At 62.3% G+C, this 14,906-nt stretch carries 14 protein-coding genes; 4 read left to right on the plus strand and 10 right to left on the minus strand.

What is annotated here, in order from left to right:
- The first annotated feature begins 5 nt into the window (after nucleotides 1-5).
- The gene (gene soxR / locus AYR47_RS18415) at nucleotides 6-458 is read left to right on the plus strand and encodes a redox-sensitive transcriptional activator SoxR (protein WP_033903107.1); all 453 of its coding nucleotides are present in this window, start codon (nucleotides 6-8) and stop codon (nucleotides 456-458) included.
- A 5-nt stretch (nucleotides 459-463) separates the two neighbouring features.
- Here the strand turns inward: soxR and AYR47_RS18420 are convergent, their stop codons facing one another.
- Genes AYR47_RS18420 through xylA form a run of 4 tightly spaced genes read right to left on the minus strand, consistent with a single transcriptional unit; the run spans nucleotide 464 to nucleotide 5,510 of the window.
- On the minus strand, nucleotides 464-1,600 hold the full coding sequence (locus AYR47_RS18420) for a sugar ABC transporter permease (RefSeq protein ID WP_061436216.1): 1,137 nt from the start codon (nucleotides 1,598-1,600) through the stop codon (nucleotides 464-466).
- Complete coding sequence (gene xylG, locus AYR47_RS18425; RefSeq protein ID WP_208603905.1) at nucleotides 1,601-3,148, minus strand: D-xylose ABC transporter ATP-binding protein; 1,548 nt, start codon at nucleotides 3,146-3,148, stop codon at nucleotides 1,601-1,603. It abuts the gene before it with no gap.
- A gap of 5 nt (nucleotides 3,149-3,153) precedes the next feature.
- Nucleotides 3,154-4,146: a D-xylose ABC transporter substrate-binding protein gene (xylF, locus tag AYR47_RS18430; RefSeq protein WP_061436220.1), complete on the minus strand. Its 993-nt coding sequence runs from the start codon at nucleotides 4,144-4,146 to the stop codon at nucleotides 3,154-3,156.
- 47 nt (nucleotides 4,147-4,193) lie between these two features.
- Nucleotides 4,194-5,510, minus strand: a complete 1,317-nt coding sequence (gene xylA / locus AYR47_RS18435; protein ID WP_061436221.1) for a xylose isomerase — start codon at nucleotides 5,508-5,510, stop codon at nucleotides 4,194-4,196.
- A gap of 139 nt (nucleotides 5,511-5,649) precedes the next feature.
- On the opposite strand from xylA, the gene AYR47_RS18440 reads away from it, so the two are divergent.
- Together AYR47_RS18440 and AYR47_RS18445 are read left to right on the plus strand one after the other, a co-directional pair.
- Nucleotides 5,650-6,822 carry a XylR family transcriptional regulator gene (locus tag AYR47_RS18440; RefSeq protein WP_061436223.1) on the plus strand — a complete coding sequence of 391 codons (1,173 nt, stop codon included), beginning with the start codon at nucleotides 5,650-5,652 and terminating at the stop codon, nucleotides 6,820-6,822.
- An 88-nt stretch (nucleotides 6,823-6,910) separates the two neighbouring features.
- Nucleotides 6,911-7,888 (plus strand): sugar-binding transcriptional regulator, encoded by a 978-nt coding sequence (locus tag AYR47_RS18445; RefSeq protein WP_033903113.1) that lies wholly within the window; start codon nucleotides 6,911-6,913, stop codon nucleotides 7,886-7,888.
- Between the two features lie 71 nt (nucleotides 7,889-7,959).
- Here AYR47_RS18445 and dhaL read toward each other — a convergent pair whose 3' ends face one another.
- From dhaL to AYR47_RS18470, 5 genes are read right to left on the minus strand one after another with little or no spacing between them, the layout of a single operon-like run.
- On the minus strand, nucleotides 7,960-8,607 hold the full coding sequence (dhaL, locus tag AYR47_RS18450; RefSeq protein WP_061436225.1) for a dihydroxyacetone kinase subunit DhaL: 648 nt from the start codon (nucleotides 8,605-8,607) through the stop codon (nucleotides 7,960-7,962).
- Between the two features lie 3 nt (nucleotides 8,608-8,610).
- Nucleotides 8,611-9,612, minus strand: a complete 1,002-nt coding sequence (locus tag AYR47_RS18455) for a dihydroxyacetone kinase subunit DhaK (RefSeq protein WP_061436226.1) — start codon at nucleotides 9,610-9,612, stop codon at nucleotides 8,611-8,613.
- 36 nt (nucleotides 9,613-9,648) lie between these two features.
- On the minus strand, nucleotides 9,649-10,407 hold the full coding sequence (locus tag AYR47_RS18460; protein ID WP_061436228.1) for an SDR family oxidoreductase: 759 nt from the start codon (nucleotides 10,405-10,407) through the stop codon (nucleotides 9,649-9,651).
- A gap of 14 nt (nucleotides 10,408-10,421) precedes the next feature.
- Nucleotides 10,422-11,399: an ABC transporter permease gene (locus AYR47_RS18465; protein WP_061436230.1), complete on the minus strand. Its 978-nt coding sequence runs from the start codon at nucleotides 11,397-11,399 to the stop codon at nucleotides 10,422-10,424.
- Complete coding sequence (locus AYR47_RS18470) at nucleotides 11,396-12,883, minus strand: sugar ABC transporter ATP-binding protein (protein WP_061436231.1); 1,488 nt, start codon at nucleotides 12,881-12,883, stop codon at nucleotides 11,396-11,398. The genes AYR47_RS18465 and AYR47_RS18470 overlap by 4 nt, the downstream gene beginning before the upstream one ends.
- A 256-nt stretch (nucleotides 12,884-13,139) precedes the next feature.
- Here AYR47_RS18470 and rpiB point away from each other — a divergent pair, with 256 nt between their 5' ends.
- On the plus strand, nucleotides 13,140-13,622 hold the full coding sequence (gene rpiB, locus AYR47_RS18475; RefSeq protein ID WP_038844192.1) for a ribose 5-phosphate isomerase B: 483 nt from the start codon (nucleotides 13,140-13,142) through the stop codon (nucleotides 13,620-13,622).
- A 6-nt stretch (nucleotides 13,623-13,628) separates the two neighbouring features.
- On the opposite strand, the gene AYR47_RS18480 is transcribed toward rpiB, so the two are convergent.
- A complete protein-coding gene (locus AYR47_RS18480) occupies nucleotides 13,629-14,894 on the minus strand; it encodes a carbohydrate porin (protein ID WP_061436233.1) in 1,266 nt (421 codons plus the stop codon).
- Between the last annotated feature and the right edge of the window lie 12 nt (nucleotides 14,895-14,906).

Raw genomic sequence — 14,906 nt, forward strand, 5'->3', positions numbered from 1 at the left:
CGCCGATGGAACCGAAAATCGATGTGCACATCCCCCTCGGGGTAGGCGAGTTGGCGCGGCGTAGCGGGGTGACCGTGGCGACTGTGCATTTTTACGAAGCCAAGGGTTTGATTCAGGGTCAACGCAGCCCAGGTAATCAGCGGCGCTACCACCGTGATGTGCTGCGCCGCATTGCGGTGATCAAGGTGGCACAGCGCGCGGGGATTCCATTGGCAACCATCAAGGCTGCACTGGAGGAACTGCCGTCGGGGCGACCGCTGACGGCCAAGGACTGGACGCGGCTTTCCACGCGTTGGCGAGACATGTTGAATGAGCGAATCAACAGCCTCACGCAACTGCGCGACCAACTCGACGGGTGCATTGGCTGCGGGTGCCTGTCCCTGGATGACTGCCCGCTGCGCAATCCGGGAGATCGGTTGGGGCAGGTCGGGGACGGGGCGGTGTTGCTGGGCAAGTGAGGCGGTCAGCGTCTGCCCGTGCGCGTGCTCACATCCACCCACACCGCCAGCACCAGGATGCTGCCCTTCACAATCATCTGCCAATAACTGTCCACATCCAGCATCGACATCCCATTGTCCAGACTGGTGATCACCAACGCCCCGAGCAACGCGCCATACACCGTGCCCGAGCCGCCACGCATTGATGTGCCGCCAATAAAACACGCGGCGATGGCGTCCAGCTCACCCATGCTCCCCGCCGACGGCGAGCCGGCCGCCAGACGAGCCGTGTTGACCAAACCGGCGAGTGCACACATCACGCCCATGATGCCGAAGATCCACAACTTCACCGCCTGTACGTTGATGCCGGATAGACGCGTGGCTTCCATATTGCTGCCCACCGCATACACGCGACGGCCAAATACGGTCTGGCTGGTGACGTAGCTGAACACGCCCAATAACACCAACAGCAGCAAGACGGGGACGGGAATCCCATCATAGCTGTTGAGGGTCGAGACGAACCCGGCCAGTACGGCGCCGATTACCGCCACGCGCACCAGGTCACGCACCAGGGAATGCGTCGCCAAGCCATGCAGCGCGCGGTTGCGCCGCTGTTTCCAGGTCAAAAAAACCGTCAGCGCAAACAACAGCACGCCCAGCCCGATACCCACCGAATGCGGCAAATACCCCTGGCCCACATACACCAACGATGGCGACACCGGCGCAATGGTGGTGCCGCCGGTAATCCCCAGCAGAATCCCGCGAAATGCCAGCATCCCACCCAGGCCGACAATGAATGACGGGATGCGCAGATAGGCCGTCATGTAGCCGTTGGCCAGCCCGATCATCAACCCGCACAGCGCCACCAGACTCAAGTTGGCCAGCAATGGTATGTGATAAATCACATCCAGGATCGCCGCCAACCCGCCGAGCAAACCGAGCAATGACCCCACCGACAAGTCGATCTCGCCGCTGATGATCACCAGCACCATGCCGCACGCCAGGATCCCGGTGATCGACATCTGCCGCAGCAGGTTGGACAGGTTGCGCGGTGTAAGGAACCCCCCCTCGGTCTGCCAGCTGAAAAACACCCAGATCACCGCCACGGCGATGACCAGGGCGAGCATTTTGTAGCGGGTGAAAAGGTGTTTGACCTGATTCATCTACGCGGTCTTCCGATCATTATTGTTGTGTTGGCTGAGCGCGGCGGCGAGCACCTGTTCCTGGGTGAGCCCCTCGTTGATAAAGTCACCACGCAACTGGCCGTCGCCGATCACCAGCACGCGGTCGGACACGCCGAGCACTTCGGCCAGCTCCGAGGAGACCATGATGATCGCCACGCCTTCGGCTGCCAGCGCGCCCATCAGCTTGTAGATCTCATACTTGGCGCCCACGTCGACGCCGCGTGTGGGTTCGTCGAGGATCAGCACCTTGGGCTTGGCCATCAGCATTTTCGCCAGCACGGCTTTTTGCTGATTGCCGCCGGAGAGGCTGGTGATCGGCAAAAACGGGCTGGAGGTTTTCAGGTGCATGCGCGCGATCTGCTGGTCGATGCTGCCCAGTTCGGCTTCGGCATCGATGCGGGTCAGGTGGGCGTAAGTGTCGAGCACCGCCAGGGTGATGTTCTGGCCCACGCCCAGATCGGGGATGATGCCCTGGCGCTTGCGATCCTCGGGCACCATGCACAGCCCGGCGCGGATCGACTTGAGCGGCGTGCGCGTGTCGATCACCTGGCCGTCCAGCCACACTTCGCAGCTGTAGCGGCCAGGGTAGGCACCGAACAGTGCCGACACCAGTTCCGTCCGCCCGGCGCCGACCAGCCCGGCAATGCCGAGGATTTCCCCGCGCTTGAGCACAAAAGACACATCGTCCACGCGCTTGCGCTTGGGGTTGTCGACGTCATAACAGGTGACGTTGCGCGCTTCGAACATCACCTCGCCGACCGCATGGGGCTCGGTGGGGTAGAGGTTGCTCATCTCGCGGCCGACCATCTGGGTGATGATCTTCGCAATGTCCATGTCGGCCATGGCGGTGGTCGCGATGTGCTTGCCGTCGCGAATCACCGCGATGGTGTCGCAGACTGCCGCCACTTCATCGAGCTTGTGCGAGATGTACACGCAGGCCACGCCCTTGGCCTTGAGGCCACGGATAATGTCCAGCAGCACCTCGATTTCCGAGCGGGTCAGGGCCGAGGAGGGCTCGTCGAGAATCAACAGCCGTGCCTGCTTGTTCAGGGCCTTGGCGATTTCCACCAGTTGCTGGTAGCCGCCGCCGTATTGCGACACCGGCAGTGCCACGTTCATGTCCGGCACCTTGAGCTCGCGCATCAGCGCTTCGGCGCGGTGGAACATGGCCGGGTAGTTCATGCGCCCACCCGGCAGAGTCAGTTCGTGGCCCATAAAGATGTTTTCAGCCACCGACAGGTCGGGCACCAGGGTCAGTTCCTGGTGGATGATCACGATGCCCGCGGCCTCGGTTTCACTGATGGAATGGGCCTTGAGCGGCTGCCCGTCCCAGAGGACTTCGCCCTCCCAGGTGCCGTGGGGATAGACCGCCGACAGCACCTTCATCAAGGTGGATTTGCCCGCACCGTTCTCGCCGCACAGGCCGACGCATTCCCCCGGCCGTACCTGGATATCGATGCCGTTTAGCGCGTTGACACCGCCAAAGCGTTTGACGATGCCGTTCATTTGCAACAGGTAGTCGGCCATGGCGGTCACTGCCCGGCAATCTGCTCTTTGGTATAGAACCCGTCCTTCTCCAACAGGTCGATGTTCGCCTTGGTCAATGGCGTCGGGGTCAGCAGGATGGTGTCGACCTTTTTACTGCCGTTGTCGTACTGCGAGCTGTAGGTGGGCTTCTCATTGCGCGCCAGTTGCACCGAGAGCCTGGCGGCTTCGGTGGCGATCAGTTTGAGCGGCTTGTACACGGTCATGGTCTGCGTGCCGTCGATCACGCGCTTGATTGCGGCGAGGTCGGCGTCTTGCCCGGAAATCGGCACCTTGCCCGCCAGCTTCTGCGCGGCCAGGGCCTGGATCGCGCCGCCGGCAGTGGCGTCGTTGGAGGCGACGATGGCGTCGATCTTGTTGTTGTTCCGGGTCAGGGCGTTTTCGACGATGCTCAGGGCTTCAATGGGGTTCCATTCCTTGACCCACTGCTGGCCGACGATCTTGATGTCGCCCGTGTCGATGGCTGGTTGCAACACCTTCATCTGGCCTTCGCGCAACACCTTGGCGTTGTTGTCGGTGGGCGCGCCGCCGAGCAGGAAATAGTTGCCCTTGGGCGCCGCTTGCAACACGCCGCTGGCCTGCATCTCGCCGACTTTTTCGTTATCGAAGGAGATGTAGGCGTCGATGTCCGCGTTGAGAATCAGCCGGTCATAGGACACCACCTTGATTCCGGCTTTCTTGGCTTCGGCGACGGCATTGGTGAGCACTGTGGCATTGAACGGCACGATGACGATCACGTCGACGCCACGGGAGATCAGGTTTTCGATCTGCGAGATCTGCTTCTGCTCGTTGGCATCGGCTGATTGCACGAAGACCTTTGCGTCGAGTTTTTCTGCGGCGGCAACGAAGTAGTCGCGGTCGCGGGACCAGCGTTCCAGGCGCAGGTCGTCGATGGAGAAGCCGATTTTCGGGTGCGCTGAGTCGGCCATGACGGGCAAGGCGAGCAGGGCCAGGGCAGTGGCGATGAGTGTACGTTTCATGGTTGTGCGTCCTTTTATTGTTGTTGGAAGACTCTAGACAAACACGGTCACCGGTAGATAAAGCGATTCACAACACCCTCAAGCATCTCCTGCCGACCACTCACCGCCTGCGGGTTCAGCTCATGGGCAAACGCGTGCTCGGCCAGTGATTCCAGGCTGAACTCACCCGCCAGCACGGCCTGCCCCAACGGCTGCTGCCAGCCGGCATAACGCTGGTCCTTGAATTGCTGCAGCCGGTCGTTCTCGACCATCGCCGCCGCGCGTTCCAGTGCCAGGGCCAGTACATCCATGGCGGCCACATGCCCGTGGAACAGGTCCACATCGTCCAGGCTCTGGCGGCGCACCTTGGAGTCGAAGTTATAGCCGCCATTTTTGAATCCGCCAGCTTTAAGGATTTCATAGGTGGCGAGCGTCATTTCCTCGACGCTATTGGGGAACTGGTCGGTGTCCCAGCCGTTCTGCGGGTCGCCCCGGTTGGCGTCGATGCTGCCGAAGATCCCCAGGGACACGGCGGTGGCAATCTCATGATGAAAACTGTGCCCGGCCAGGGTCGCGTGGTTGGCCTCGATGTTCACCTTGATCTCCTGTTCCAGCCCGTACTCATGCAGGAAGCCGAACACCGTGGCGCTGTCGTAATCGTATTGGTGCTTGGTCGGTTCCTGGGGCTTGGGCTCGATCAGCAGGTCGCCCTTGAAGCCGATCTTGTGCTTGTGCTCCACCACCATGCGCATGAAACGCCCGAGCTGTTCGCGCTCGCGCTTGAGGTCGGTGTTGAGCAGGGTTTCATAGCCCTCGCGGCCGCCCCACAGCACATAGTTGGAACCCTTGAGCCGCAGGGTGGCGTTCATCGCGCTAAACACCTGGGCGGCGGCGTAGGCAAACACTTCCGGGTCCGGATTGCTGGCGGCGCCGGCGGCAAAGCGTGGGTTGCTGAAGCAGTTGGCGGTGCCCCACAGCAGCTTGATCCCGGTCTGTTCCTGATGCCGCTCCAGATGATCGACCATCTGCGCGAAGTGGTGGCGGTATTCCTTGAGCGAACTGCCTTCGGGGGCGACATCCGTGTCGTGAAAGCTGTAGTAGTCAATGCCCAGCTTGGAGAAAAACTCGAAGGCGGCGTCCGCCTTGCCGATGGCCAGTTCCATCGGGTCGCCAGTGCGCTGCCAAGGCCGCTTGAAAGTGCCCACCCCAAACATATCCGCCCCCGGCCAGACGAAGGTGTGCCAATAACAGGCGGCCATGCGCAGGTGTTCGCGCATGGGTTTGCCGAGGATGAGCTTGTTGGCGTCGTAGTGGCGGAAGGCGAGGGAAGCATCGCTGTGGGGGCCTTCGAAGCGAACCTTCTCGACACCGGGGAAGTACGGCATGGCGTTTTCCTTATTGTTCTTGGCGGTGGCTCGATACTAGCAACGGCGTTGGGCCTGCCGATTATGAAAATCATCAAGGGAGAGTGCGATTTTGCGTAGCAGGGGCTAGTCTGTTTCGACCGGCCCCAGGATAAAAACAATGAAAACCCTACCGCCCGTGCACCGCATTGCCTTGCTGTTCAACGGCAGCAAAATCTATGACCGTGGCATCATCGCCGGCATCGGCAATTACCTGAGCAGCACCCGCGCGTCCTGGGACTTGTTCCTCGAAGAAGACTTCCTGTGCCGCCTCAAGGGCATCGAGCGCTGGCAGGGCGACGGCATCATTGCCGACTTCGACGACCCGCTGATTGGTGAGGCGCTGGCCGGGAGCAAGGTGCCGGTGGTGGCGGTGGGCGGTTCCTATGAGGATGTGCGGGCCTATCCCAAGGGCATTCCCTACGTGGCCACGGACAACTACGCCTTGATCAAACTGGCCTATGAACATTTGATCGAAGCCGGCCTGACGCAGTTTGCCTGTTTCAGCCTACCCGAAGCCCAGGCCAATCGCTGGGCGCAGGAGCGCGAAAAAGCCTTCAAGCGCTTACTGCGAAGGGATGGCTTGCCCGTGCAGATCTATCGCGGCCTCGGCACCAGTGCGCCGCTGTGGGACAGCGCCGTCGAGCAACAGATTGCCTGGCTGCAAAGCCTGCCCAAACCCATCGGCATTATCGCCGTCACCGACGCCCGCGCGCGGCAGTTGCTGCAGGCCTGCCTGACAGCCGGCATTGCTGTGCCGGAAGAAGTGGCGCTGATCGGCATCGACAACGACCCGCTGACCCGTACCCTCACGCGGGTGCCATTGAGTTCGGTGATCCAGGGCACCGAAACCATGGGCCGCACCGCCGCTGCGCTGTTGCATCAGATGTTGCACGGCAAGCCCTGCGCGGGCACGCAGGTGCTGGTGCCGCCGGATGCGATCAACGTGCAGGCGTCCAGCTTGCATCAACCCTTGGGTCATCCTTATGTGATGCAGGCGCTGCTGTTTATCCGCCAGTACGCCTGCCAGGGCATAAAGACCGCCCAGGTGGCGGCCTATGTTGGCGTGTCCCGTTCGTCCCTGGAGGCGCATTTTCGCAAGGTGCGCGGGTGCAGCGTGCATGACGAGATCCTGCGCTTCAAACTCGCCAGTGCCGCCAAGGGGCTGGAGGACGATCACCTGGCGATTGCCGATATCGCCCAGCAATGCGGCTTCAAGTCCGCGCAGTACCTGCACACGGTGTTCCGTCGCGAGTTCGGCTGCACACCACGGGAATACCAGCAGACCCATTAGAAACTTTGCCGACTTGGCCCATTCGCCGCTGGACTTGCACCGTACAGACTAGGGAGAATGGTTTTTTGTGGCGTAAATGGAAGCTCCCATGACCGACAGTGCCCAGCGTGCCGCCAGCGACATCGACCTGATGACCGAAGTGGCCATGCTTTATTACCTCGACAACATCACCCAGGAAGCCATCGCCAAGCGCTTCGACCTGTCGCGGGTCAAGGTCAGCCGGCTGCTCAAGCGCGCCCGGGATGAAGGGGTGGTAGAGGTGCGGGTGTTGCAGCATCCGGCGTTGAACACGGAGCTGGAGCAGGCGCTGGTCGAGCGTTTCCAGCTGGACCGCGCGTTGATCGCGGTGGACCATGGCGACCCTGACACCCAGCGCTCGGCCGTGGCCAGCCTGGTCGCCAACTACCTGAACAAGACCCTCAGTGACGGCATGATCATCGCCGTTGGCATGGGCCGCAACGTCGGCGCGGTGGCCGAGAATGTGTTCCTGCCGGTGACGCGCAACTGCACGTTTGTGTGTGCGATTGGCGGCTCGCTCAAGGCGGGCGAATACATGAACCCCGACCATATCTGCCGGCGCCTGGCCCTGCGTTTTGGCGCCGAGAGCGAAACCCTGTACGCCCCGGCCCTGGTGGCCAATCCGGAACTGCGCAGCGTGTTGATCAACAACGACACCGTGCGCTCCACCCTCGACCGCGCGCGCCGCGCCGATATTGCCTTGATCGGCATCGGCGACATGAGCGAGAACAGCAACATGGTGCGCATGGGCTGGTTTTCACCTCAGGAAATCGCCCAGGCCCGTGTGTCCGGTACGGTGGGCGACATGATGGGCTACGACTTCATCGACATCCACGGCCAACCGGCGGTCAACGCCATGCAGGGCAGGGTGATCGGCTTGACGGTGCAGGAGCTGGTGCGTATTCCCGATGTGGTGGCGATTGCCAGCGAGAACACCAAGGCAGCGGCCACCCTCGGCGCGTTGCGCTCCGGGGTGATCAACACCCTGGCGACGACCGTGTCGAATGCCTACACGATCCTTGCCCTGGATGATGCGACGCGTCGCTAACGACGACCACATCCTTGTGGTGGGCAGGGCTATTGTGGAAAGCCCGCTCACCACGGGAAGTCTGCTGCCAACTAAGCAACCAACCGCGCCTCCACCGATTCGGCGAGGTCGGTGAGGATCAGGCAGCACGACACCGCGCCGGCATCCAGTACGCCGAGGGAACGTTCCCCGAGGCGGCTGGCGCGGCCGATTTTTGCCACCAGGTCGCGGGTGGAATCACGGCCCTGGGAGGCCGCGCTTTTCATCTGGCGCAAGGCCTCGCTGAACGACGCGTCGCTGGCCTGGGCCTGTTCAAAGGCTTCCACCGCCGGGATCAGCGTGTCCATCAGGCATTTGTCGCCCACACCGGCATCGCTGATGTCCTGCAAGGACGTGAGACCACCGCGCAGCAGCTTGGCGAAGGTCGCCGCGTCAATGCTGTCGCGGCCGCGCACTTCGTCGGCCATGCCGATGAACAGGCTGCCGTAGAGCGGGCCCATGGAGCCGCCGATGCCTTCCATCAGCGCCAGGGTCAGTTCGTCCAGTGCCTCGGCCAAAGACAGCTCGCGGCCTTCGAGGGTCTTGCCGCAGCGTGAGAACCCCTTGGCCATGTTGATGCCGTGGTCGCCGTCGCCGATGGCGCCGTCCACTTCGCTGAGGTATTCGCGGTTGGCGACGATGATCGACACCAGGTTGGTGACGATGGCGCTACCGGTGTTGCTGGGGAAATGCTCGCTCATGCTCTACTCCGACTGGGTCATGCCGATGGAGCGGCAGGGTTGGTCGATCAGGCTGCTCAGTTCGGCGTCGAGGCCGAGCAGGGTCAGGGTCACGCCCATCATTTCCAGCGACGTGAAATAGTTGCCCACATAGCAGCGGTGAATGCGCAGGCCCTTGGTGCGCAGTTGGCGCTCGACCTCGGCGTAGAAAATATACAGTTCCATCACCGGCGTAGCGCCCAGGCCGGAGACCAGCACCACCACGCTCTCATCTTGGGTGAAGTCGCGGTCGGCCAGGATCGGCGCGAGCATGCGTTCGGCCATGGCGGCGGCGGATTCCACCGGCACCACTTCAATGCCGGGCTCGCCGTGATGGCCGATGCCCAGTTCCATCAGGCCATCGGCAATCTGGAAGTTCGGCTTGCCCACTGCCGGGATGGTGCAGGGCGTGAGGCCCACGCCGATGGAACGGCAATGGTCCACGGCCTTCTGCGCCACACGGATCACGCCGTCGAGGTCGTAGCCCTGGGCGGCGGCGGCACCGCCGACTTTCCACATGAAAATCTCACCGGCCACGCCGCGACGCTTGGCGATGTCGGCAGCTGGGGCAGAGGCTACGTCGTCATTGGCGACCACGGTGCGAATGTTCATGTCTTTGCTGGCGGCCATTTTCATCGCCAGCTTCACGTTCATGTTGTCGCCGGCATAATTGCCGTACAGGCACGCCACCCCCGCGCCCTGGTCAGCGGCGCGGAATGCATCGAAGAAACTCTTGGCGGTGGGCGAGGAGAAAATCTCGCCGACGGCGACCGCATCCACCAGCCCTGGCCCCACATAACCCAGAAACGCCGGCTCATGCCCCGAACCGCCACCCGTGACAATGCCCACCTGGCCGGCCGGTGAAGTCTTACGCTTACCGATGACCCGTGGGTTGCTCTCGTACTGCACCAGTTCCGGGTGCGCCAGGAGGATGCCCGCGAGCATGTCCTCGACCACCAGGTCCGGATCGTTGATGACTCGATTCATAGGGTGTTTCCTTGTTCTTATCTGTCTGGAATCGGATTACTGAATGCTGTAGCCGCCGTCGATCACCACGTTTTCCCCGGTGATCATCTTGGCCGCATCGCTGACCAGATAAAGCACCAGGCCGGCGATCTCTTCCGGCTGGGCGAAGCGCCCCACCGGGATCTGCAATTTGGCCTTCTCACCCAGTTCGCCGGCCCACGCCTTCTTACCCAGGGCGGTCTCGACGATGGTCGGCGACACGGCGTTGACGTTGATGCCGTGGGGTGCCCATTCCATGGCCAGCACTTTGGTCATGCCGACCACTGCCGCCTTGCTGGCGCAGTAGGCCACATGGCGATCAAGGCCAATCACCGCCGCTTGGGAGGCCAGGTTGACGATGCGCCCGCCGCCTTGTTCGATCATATGCCGGGCACAGGCCTGGGCCACGAAGAAGCTGGCCTTGAGGTTGATGTCCAGGGTGGTGTCCCAGGCGTTTTCGCTGACGTCCAGGGCCTTGTCCAACAGCGCGACACCTGCGCTGTTGACCAGGTAATCAATGCGCCCGAGTCCGGCGTGGGCCTCGTCAATCGCAGCCTGTACCGAATCGAGCTGGCGCAAATCAGCCACCAGGCCCAAATGCCCCGTGCCGAGGCTGGCGGCCACTTCGACCACCGCGGGGTCACGATCCAACAGGACCACCCGCGCACCGCGCTCCACCAACAAACTCGCGCAGGCCAGGCCGATCCCGGCGGCGCCTCCGGTGATCACGGCGCAACGGCCGGTGAGGTCGAACGCCTGGTTCCAGAAATTGGACATTGCACACACTCCACTTAGCGTTTTTTCTTACGCCAGACATCGATCAGCACCGCAAGCACGATGATCAACCCCTTGGCCACTTGTTGGTAATACGACGACACCCCGAGCAGGTTCAAGCCGTTGTTGATCACACCGATCAGCAGCGCGCCAAACAAGGTGCCGACGATGCTGCCGGTGCCACCGGACAGGCTGGTGCCGCCGATCACCACGGCGGCAATCGCGTCCAGCTCATACGACACGCCGGCCTGGGGCAGGGCCGAGGTGGTCCGCGCCGCCAGCACCACGCCCGCGAGTCCCGCCAGCACGCCCGAAATCACATACACCGAAAACGTCACCTTGCGTACGCCAATGCCGGAAGTGCGCGCGCTTTTTTCATTGCCGCCCACGGCATACACATAGCGACCGTAAGTGGTGTAGCGCAGCACCATCCAGAAGATCAGCGCGACCACCGCAAAGATAATGATCGGCACGCCGATGGGGCCGAGCTTGCCGATACCCATAGCCAGGAAACTGTCCGGCAGGTCGGTGACCGGGCTGCCATCGTTGAGGATAAAGGTCATACCCCGCGCCACGCTGAGCATGCCGAGGGTGGCGACAAAGGGCGGAATGCTCAAATTGGCAACCATGAACCCGTTGACCACGCCCAGCATGGCCCCGGCAAACATCCCGGCACTCACCGCCGCCAGCAGGCCGAAGCCCTGGGTCGCGACCAAGGCGCTGCACAAACCGGCAAACGCCAGGATCGACCCCACCGACAGGTCGATGCCCTTGGTCAGGATCACGTAGGTCATGCCCACGGCGAGAATGCCGTTGATGGAAGTCTGGCGCAGGATGTCCATCCAATTGCGCCAGGTCATGAAGTATTCGCTGGAAAACGCCATTACCAGGCACAGCAGGATAAACACCAGCGGCAGGCCAAAACGGTCGAGGGACAGGCGCAGGCGGTTGCGCGGCGCGGCGGTAACGGGGGCGGGGAGGACTTTGCTATTCATGAGGCAAGACTCAACAAGGCTTCCTGGGAAAGGGCGGTGTCGGTGCTGACGGTCACCAGCCGGCCGCCCTTGAACACGGCGATGCGATCACTCAGGTGCAGCAGCTCCGGGGCTTCGGACGAAACCACGATGGCCGCGCCACCGGCGCGCACGAATTCATCCAGCAAGTGATAGATCTCCTGCTTGGCGCCTTCGTCGATGCCGCGCGTGGGCTCGTCGCAGAGCAGGCAGATCGGCTGCGTCGACAGGCATTTGGCGAGCACGACTTTCTGTTGGTTGCCGCCGCTCATGGACTCCACTGGCAGGTCCAACGAGGAGACTTTGATCTGCAGACGCTTGACCATGCTCTGGGCCAGGGCGTTTTCCTTGCGCGCATTGATCACCGACCAACTCGACAGCTGCTTATAGGCCGACAACGCAATGTTGGCGAGGATGCTGCCACTGAGCACCAGGCCGCTGTCTTTGCGGTCTTCGGTGACCAATGACATACCGGCGCGAATCGTCGCCGCCGGCGTGCCGGTCGGCAACGGCTGGCCTTGCAGGGTAGCGCTGCCGGCGTCTGGCAGGGTCAGGCCGTACAGGCAGTTGAGGAATTCGCTGCGCCCCGAGCCCATCAGGCCGTAGATGCCGAGGATTTCGCCCTGGCGCAGTTGCAGGCTGATGTCCTGGAACTCGCCGTCGCGGCTCAGGCCACTGACGTCCAGGCAGGTGGTGGCGGCGCATTCGCGGCCGACCTTGTGGTCGATGCGTTGCAACTCCTGTCCGACGATGCCGCGCACCAGGTGGGCGCGGTCAATATCCGCCATGCGCCCGCTTTCCACAAAGGCGCCGTCGCGAAAGATGCTGTAGTCATCGGCGATCTGCGCCAATTCGCTGAGGCGGTGGGACACGTAGATGATGCCGGCGCCCCGCGCCGTCAGGCGGCGGATCGCCTTGAACAGGGTTTCGGCTTCGCGCTCGCCGATGGCTGAAGTGGGTTCGTCCATGATCATCACCTGGCAGTCATGGCTGAAGGCCTTGGCGATCTCCACCAACTGAATCTGCGCCACGCTCAGGCGATGCATGGGGCTGGTGGCGTCGACGTCGAATTCCAGGCTTTGCAGCAATTCGCGGGTGCGCCGGTTCAGTTCCTTGCTGTCGACGATGCAGCCAGCGCGGCGCGGCTCGCGACCCAGCCAGATGTTCTCGGCCACGGTCATGTAGGGGATGGGTTCCAGTTCCTGGGTGATCATCGCCACGCCTGCGGCGAGTGCCGCACTGGGGCGGTCGAACTGCACCGGTTCGCCGTTGAGCAGGATGGTGCCGGCGTCACGCTGGGTGATGCCCATGAGGATACTGAGGAAGGTCGATTTGCCGGCGCCATTGCCGCCGCACAGTGCGTGCACGCTGCCGGCCCGCAGGGAGAGACGCCCGTCGCGCAGGGCAGGGACCCCGGCATAGGCTTTGGAAACTTGTTCAGCCTGGAGCAGTAATGGCGTGGCCATTGGTGTGTCCTCTTGCTGATTTTCTTATTAGGTAGGCTTAACCAACAGCCTGATCATATGATCGGATAGTGATCATATGTTTAAACTGCTTGAGGCGGTTTTGTCAATCCTTTGCCCACGGCTCTCGCCGAGGTTTTGGCGTTATTTAGTGTTTGGGTCTTTAAATAAGCCTTGACAGCGACCTGCTCATCGCCCGCTAATGATTGTGCATAATTTCAGTGAGTGATCATTTGATCGGTCTGATGGAGAAACAGTAATGGGTGCACAAACGACGTTTTCGGTGGCCATCGGATGCGACGAGGCGGGCTTCGAGCTCAAGGAATTGCTCAAGCGCTTTATCGAAGGCCTGGGCTATGGGGTCGAGGATTTTGGCTGTCATTCGTCCAGCCCGGTGCTGTATCCCGATATCGCGGCGGCGGTGGCCATGGCGGTGGGCGCGGGTGAGCAGCGCCTGGGCGTGTTGATTTGCGGCACGGGCATTGGCATGGCGATCTCTGCCAATAAGATCAAAGGCGTGCGGGCTGCACAGGCTCACGACACGTATTCGGCCGAGCGTGCGCGCAAGAGCAACGATGCGCAGATCCTGTCCATTGGTGCGCGGGTGATCGGGCCCGAGCTGGCCAAGAGCATCGTCAAAGTGTTTCTGGAATCGGAGTTCGAAGCGGAGCGCTCCGGCAAAAAAGTCGAGCGCATCACTGCGCTCGAACAGGCGAACAGGGCGTTGCCGTCAGACGACTGAGCCGTTTCAGAACACCGCCTTGACCTGCAGGCCCAGCACCAAGGCGTTGTCGATGTTGTCACCGGAAAACGCACCCGGCTCGATGATGTATTGCACATCCGGGCGCAGGGTCAGCCAGGGCGTGGCCTGGCAGCCGTAGCTGAGTTCGATCAGCTGTTCGGCATTGCTCAGGTTGGGGTATTCGTTGCCGGCGTTGAAGGCTGCCAGCTCCTGCACCTCGCGGCTGCGCGGGTTGGGCACGGCGCGACCGTAACCCAGGGCCAGGGTGTCACGCGGCCGGCCTTCGAACGGCTTGTACAGCACCACGCCCGCGCCATACCACTTGCTGAACGGCGAAGCCGCTTCACTGGCGGCAGAGTATTGACCGAAGGCGTGCAGCACGCGGCCGGCGGAGGAGTCGGAAGCCCAAACGGCCTGGTCGATCAGCAGGTAGTGGCCGCCGCGACCGCTGACTTCCTTGCTGCTGCCGATGCGTTTCACGTCGGAGCTGTCGTAGTAATAGCCCAGCTTGTATTCACCCGGCAGGTTGCCCGCGTGTTTGTACACCAGCTCGATCGGCACCACGGTGCCGGTGGTGTGTTTGGGTCCCAGTTTCCAGGCGCGGCTGGAGTTGCCGTTGCTCTCCGGGTCCACGTTGAACGCGGCGACGCGCAGTTGCCAGTTGGGCGCAAAGTCGTATTTCACCCGCGCACCCAGGCGCGCATTCGGGTAGTTGGTCCAGCCGCTGCCGCCGGACATGTTCAGCGGGTGCCCGCAGAAACCGGCGTTCATGAAGTTGCACAGAATACCGCTGTCCAGGCCGCCGAGGTCATTGCCCATGGCCATGTAGCCGAGCTTGACGTTGAGGGCTGGCGTGAACAGCGTGCGCTCGTAGCTCAATTCGGTCAGGCGCGTGTAGAGGCCACCGTAGTTTTCCTGGATCGGCAGGCGGTTGCCCACCAAATCTTCGGAAGCGCTGTTGCCGCGACGGTCGTTAATAGTGACTTGGATGCGGTCGCCATTATTGAAACCGTAGAGCTTGCCCAGGTCGAACTGCACGCCCAGCTTGAGGTTCTGCGAGTAGCGCGCCGAGCGGTGCTGGCCACCGTGGGCGTTGTAGGCGGTTTCACCGCTGTAGTCGCCGGTAAAGCGGATGCCTTGCGCGTCGAGTTCGCGGCGCAGGCCGCCCCAGTCACCGGTCAGGGTGGTGTCATCGGCTTGCACGGGCAGGGCGGCACCCAGGGCGAGGCCCAGCAACAGGCGCCCAAGGGGAATATGAGAAGTGGGGGTCATGCGGGTTTTTCC

The organism is Pseudomonas azotoformans (assembly GCF_001579805.1).
GTDB lineage: Bacteria > Pseudomonadota > Gammaproteobacteria > Pseudomonadales > Pseudomonadaceae > Aquipseudomonas > Aquipseudomonas azotoformans_A.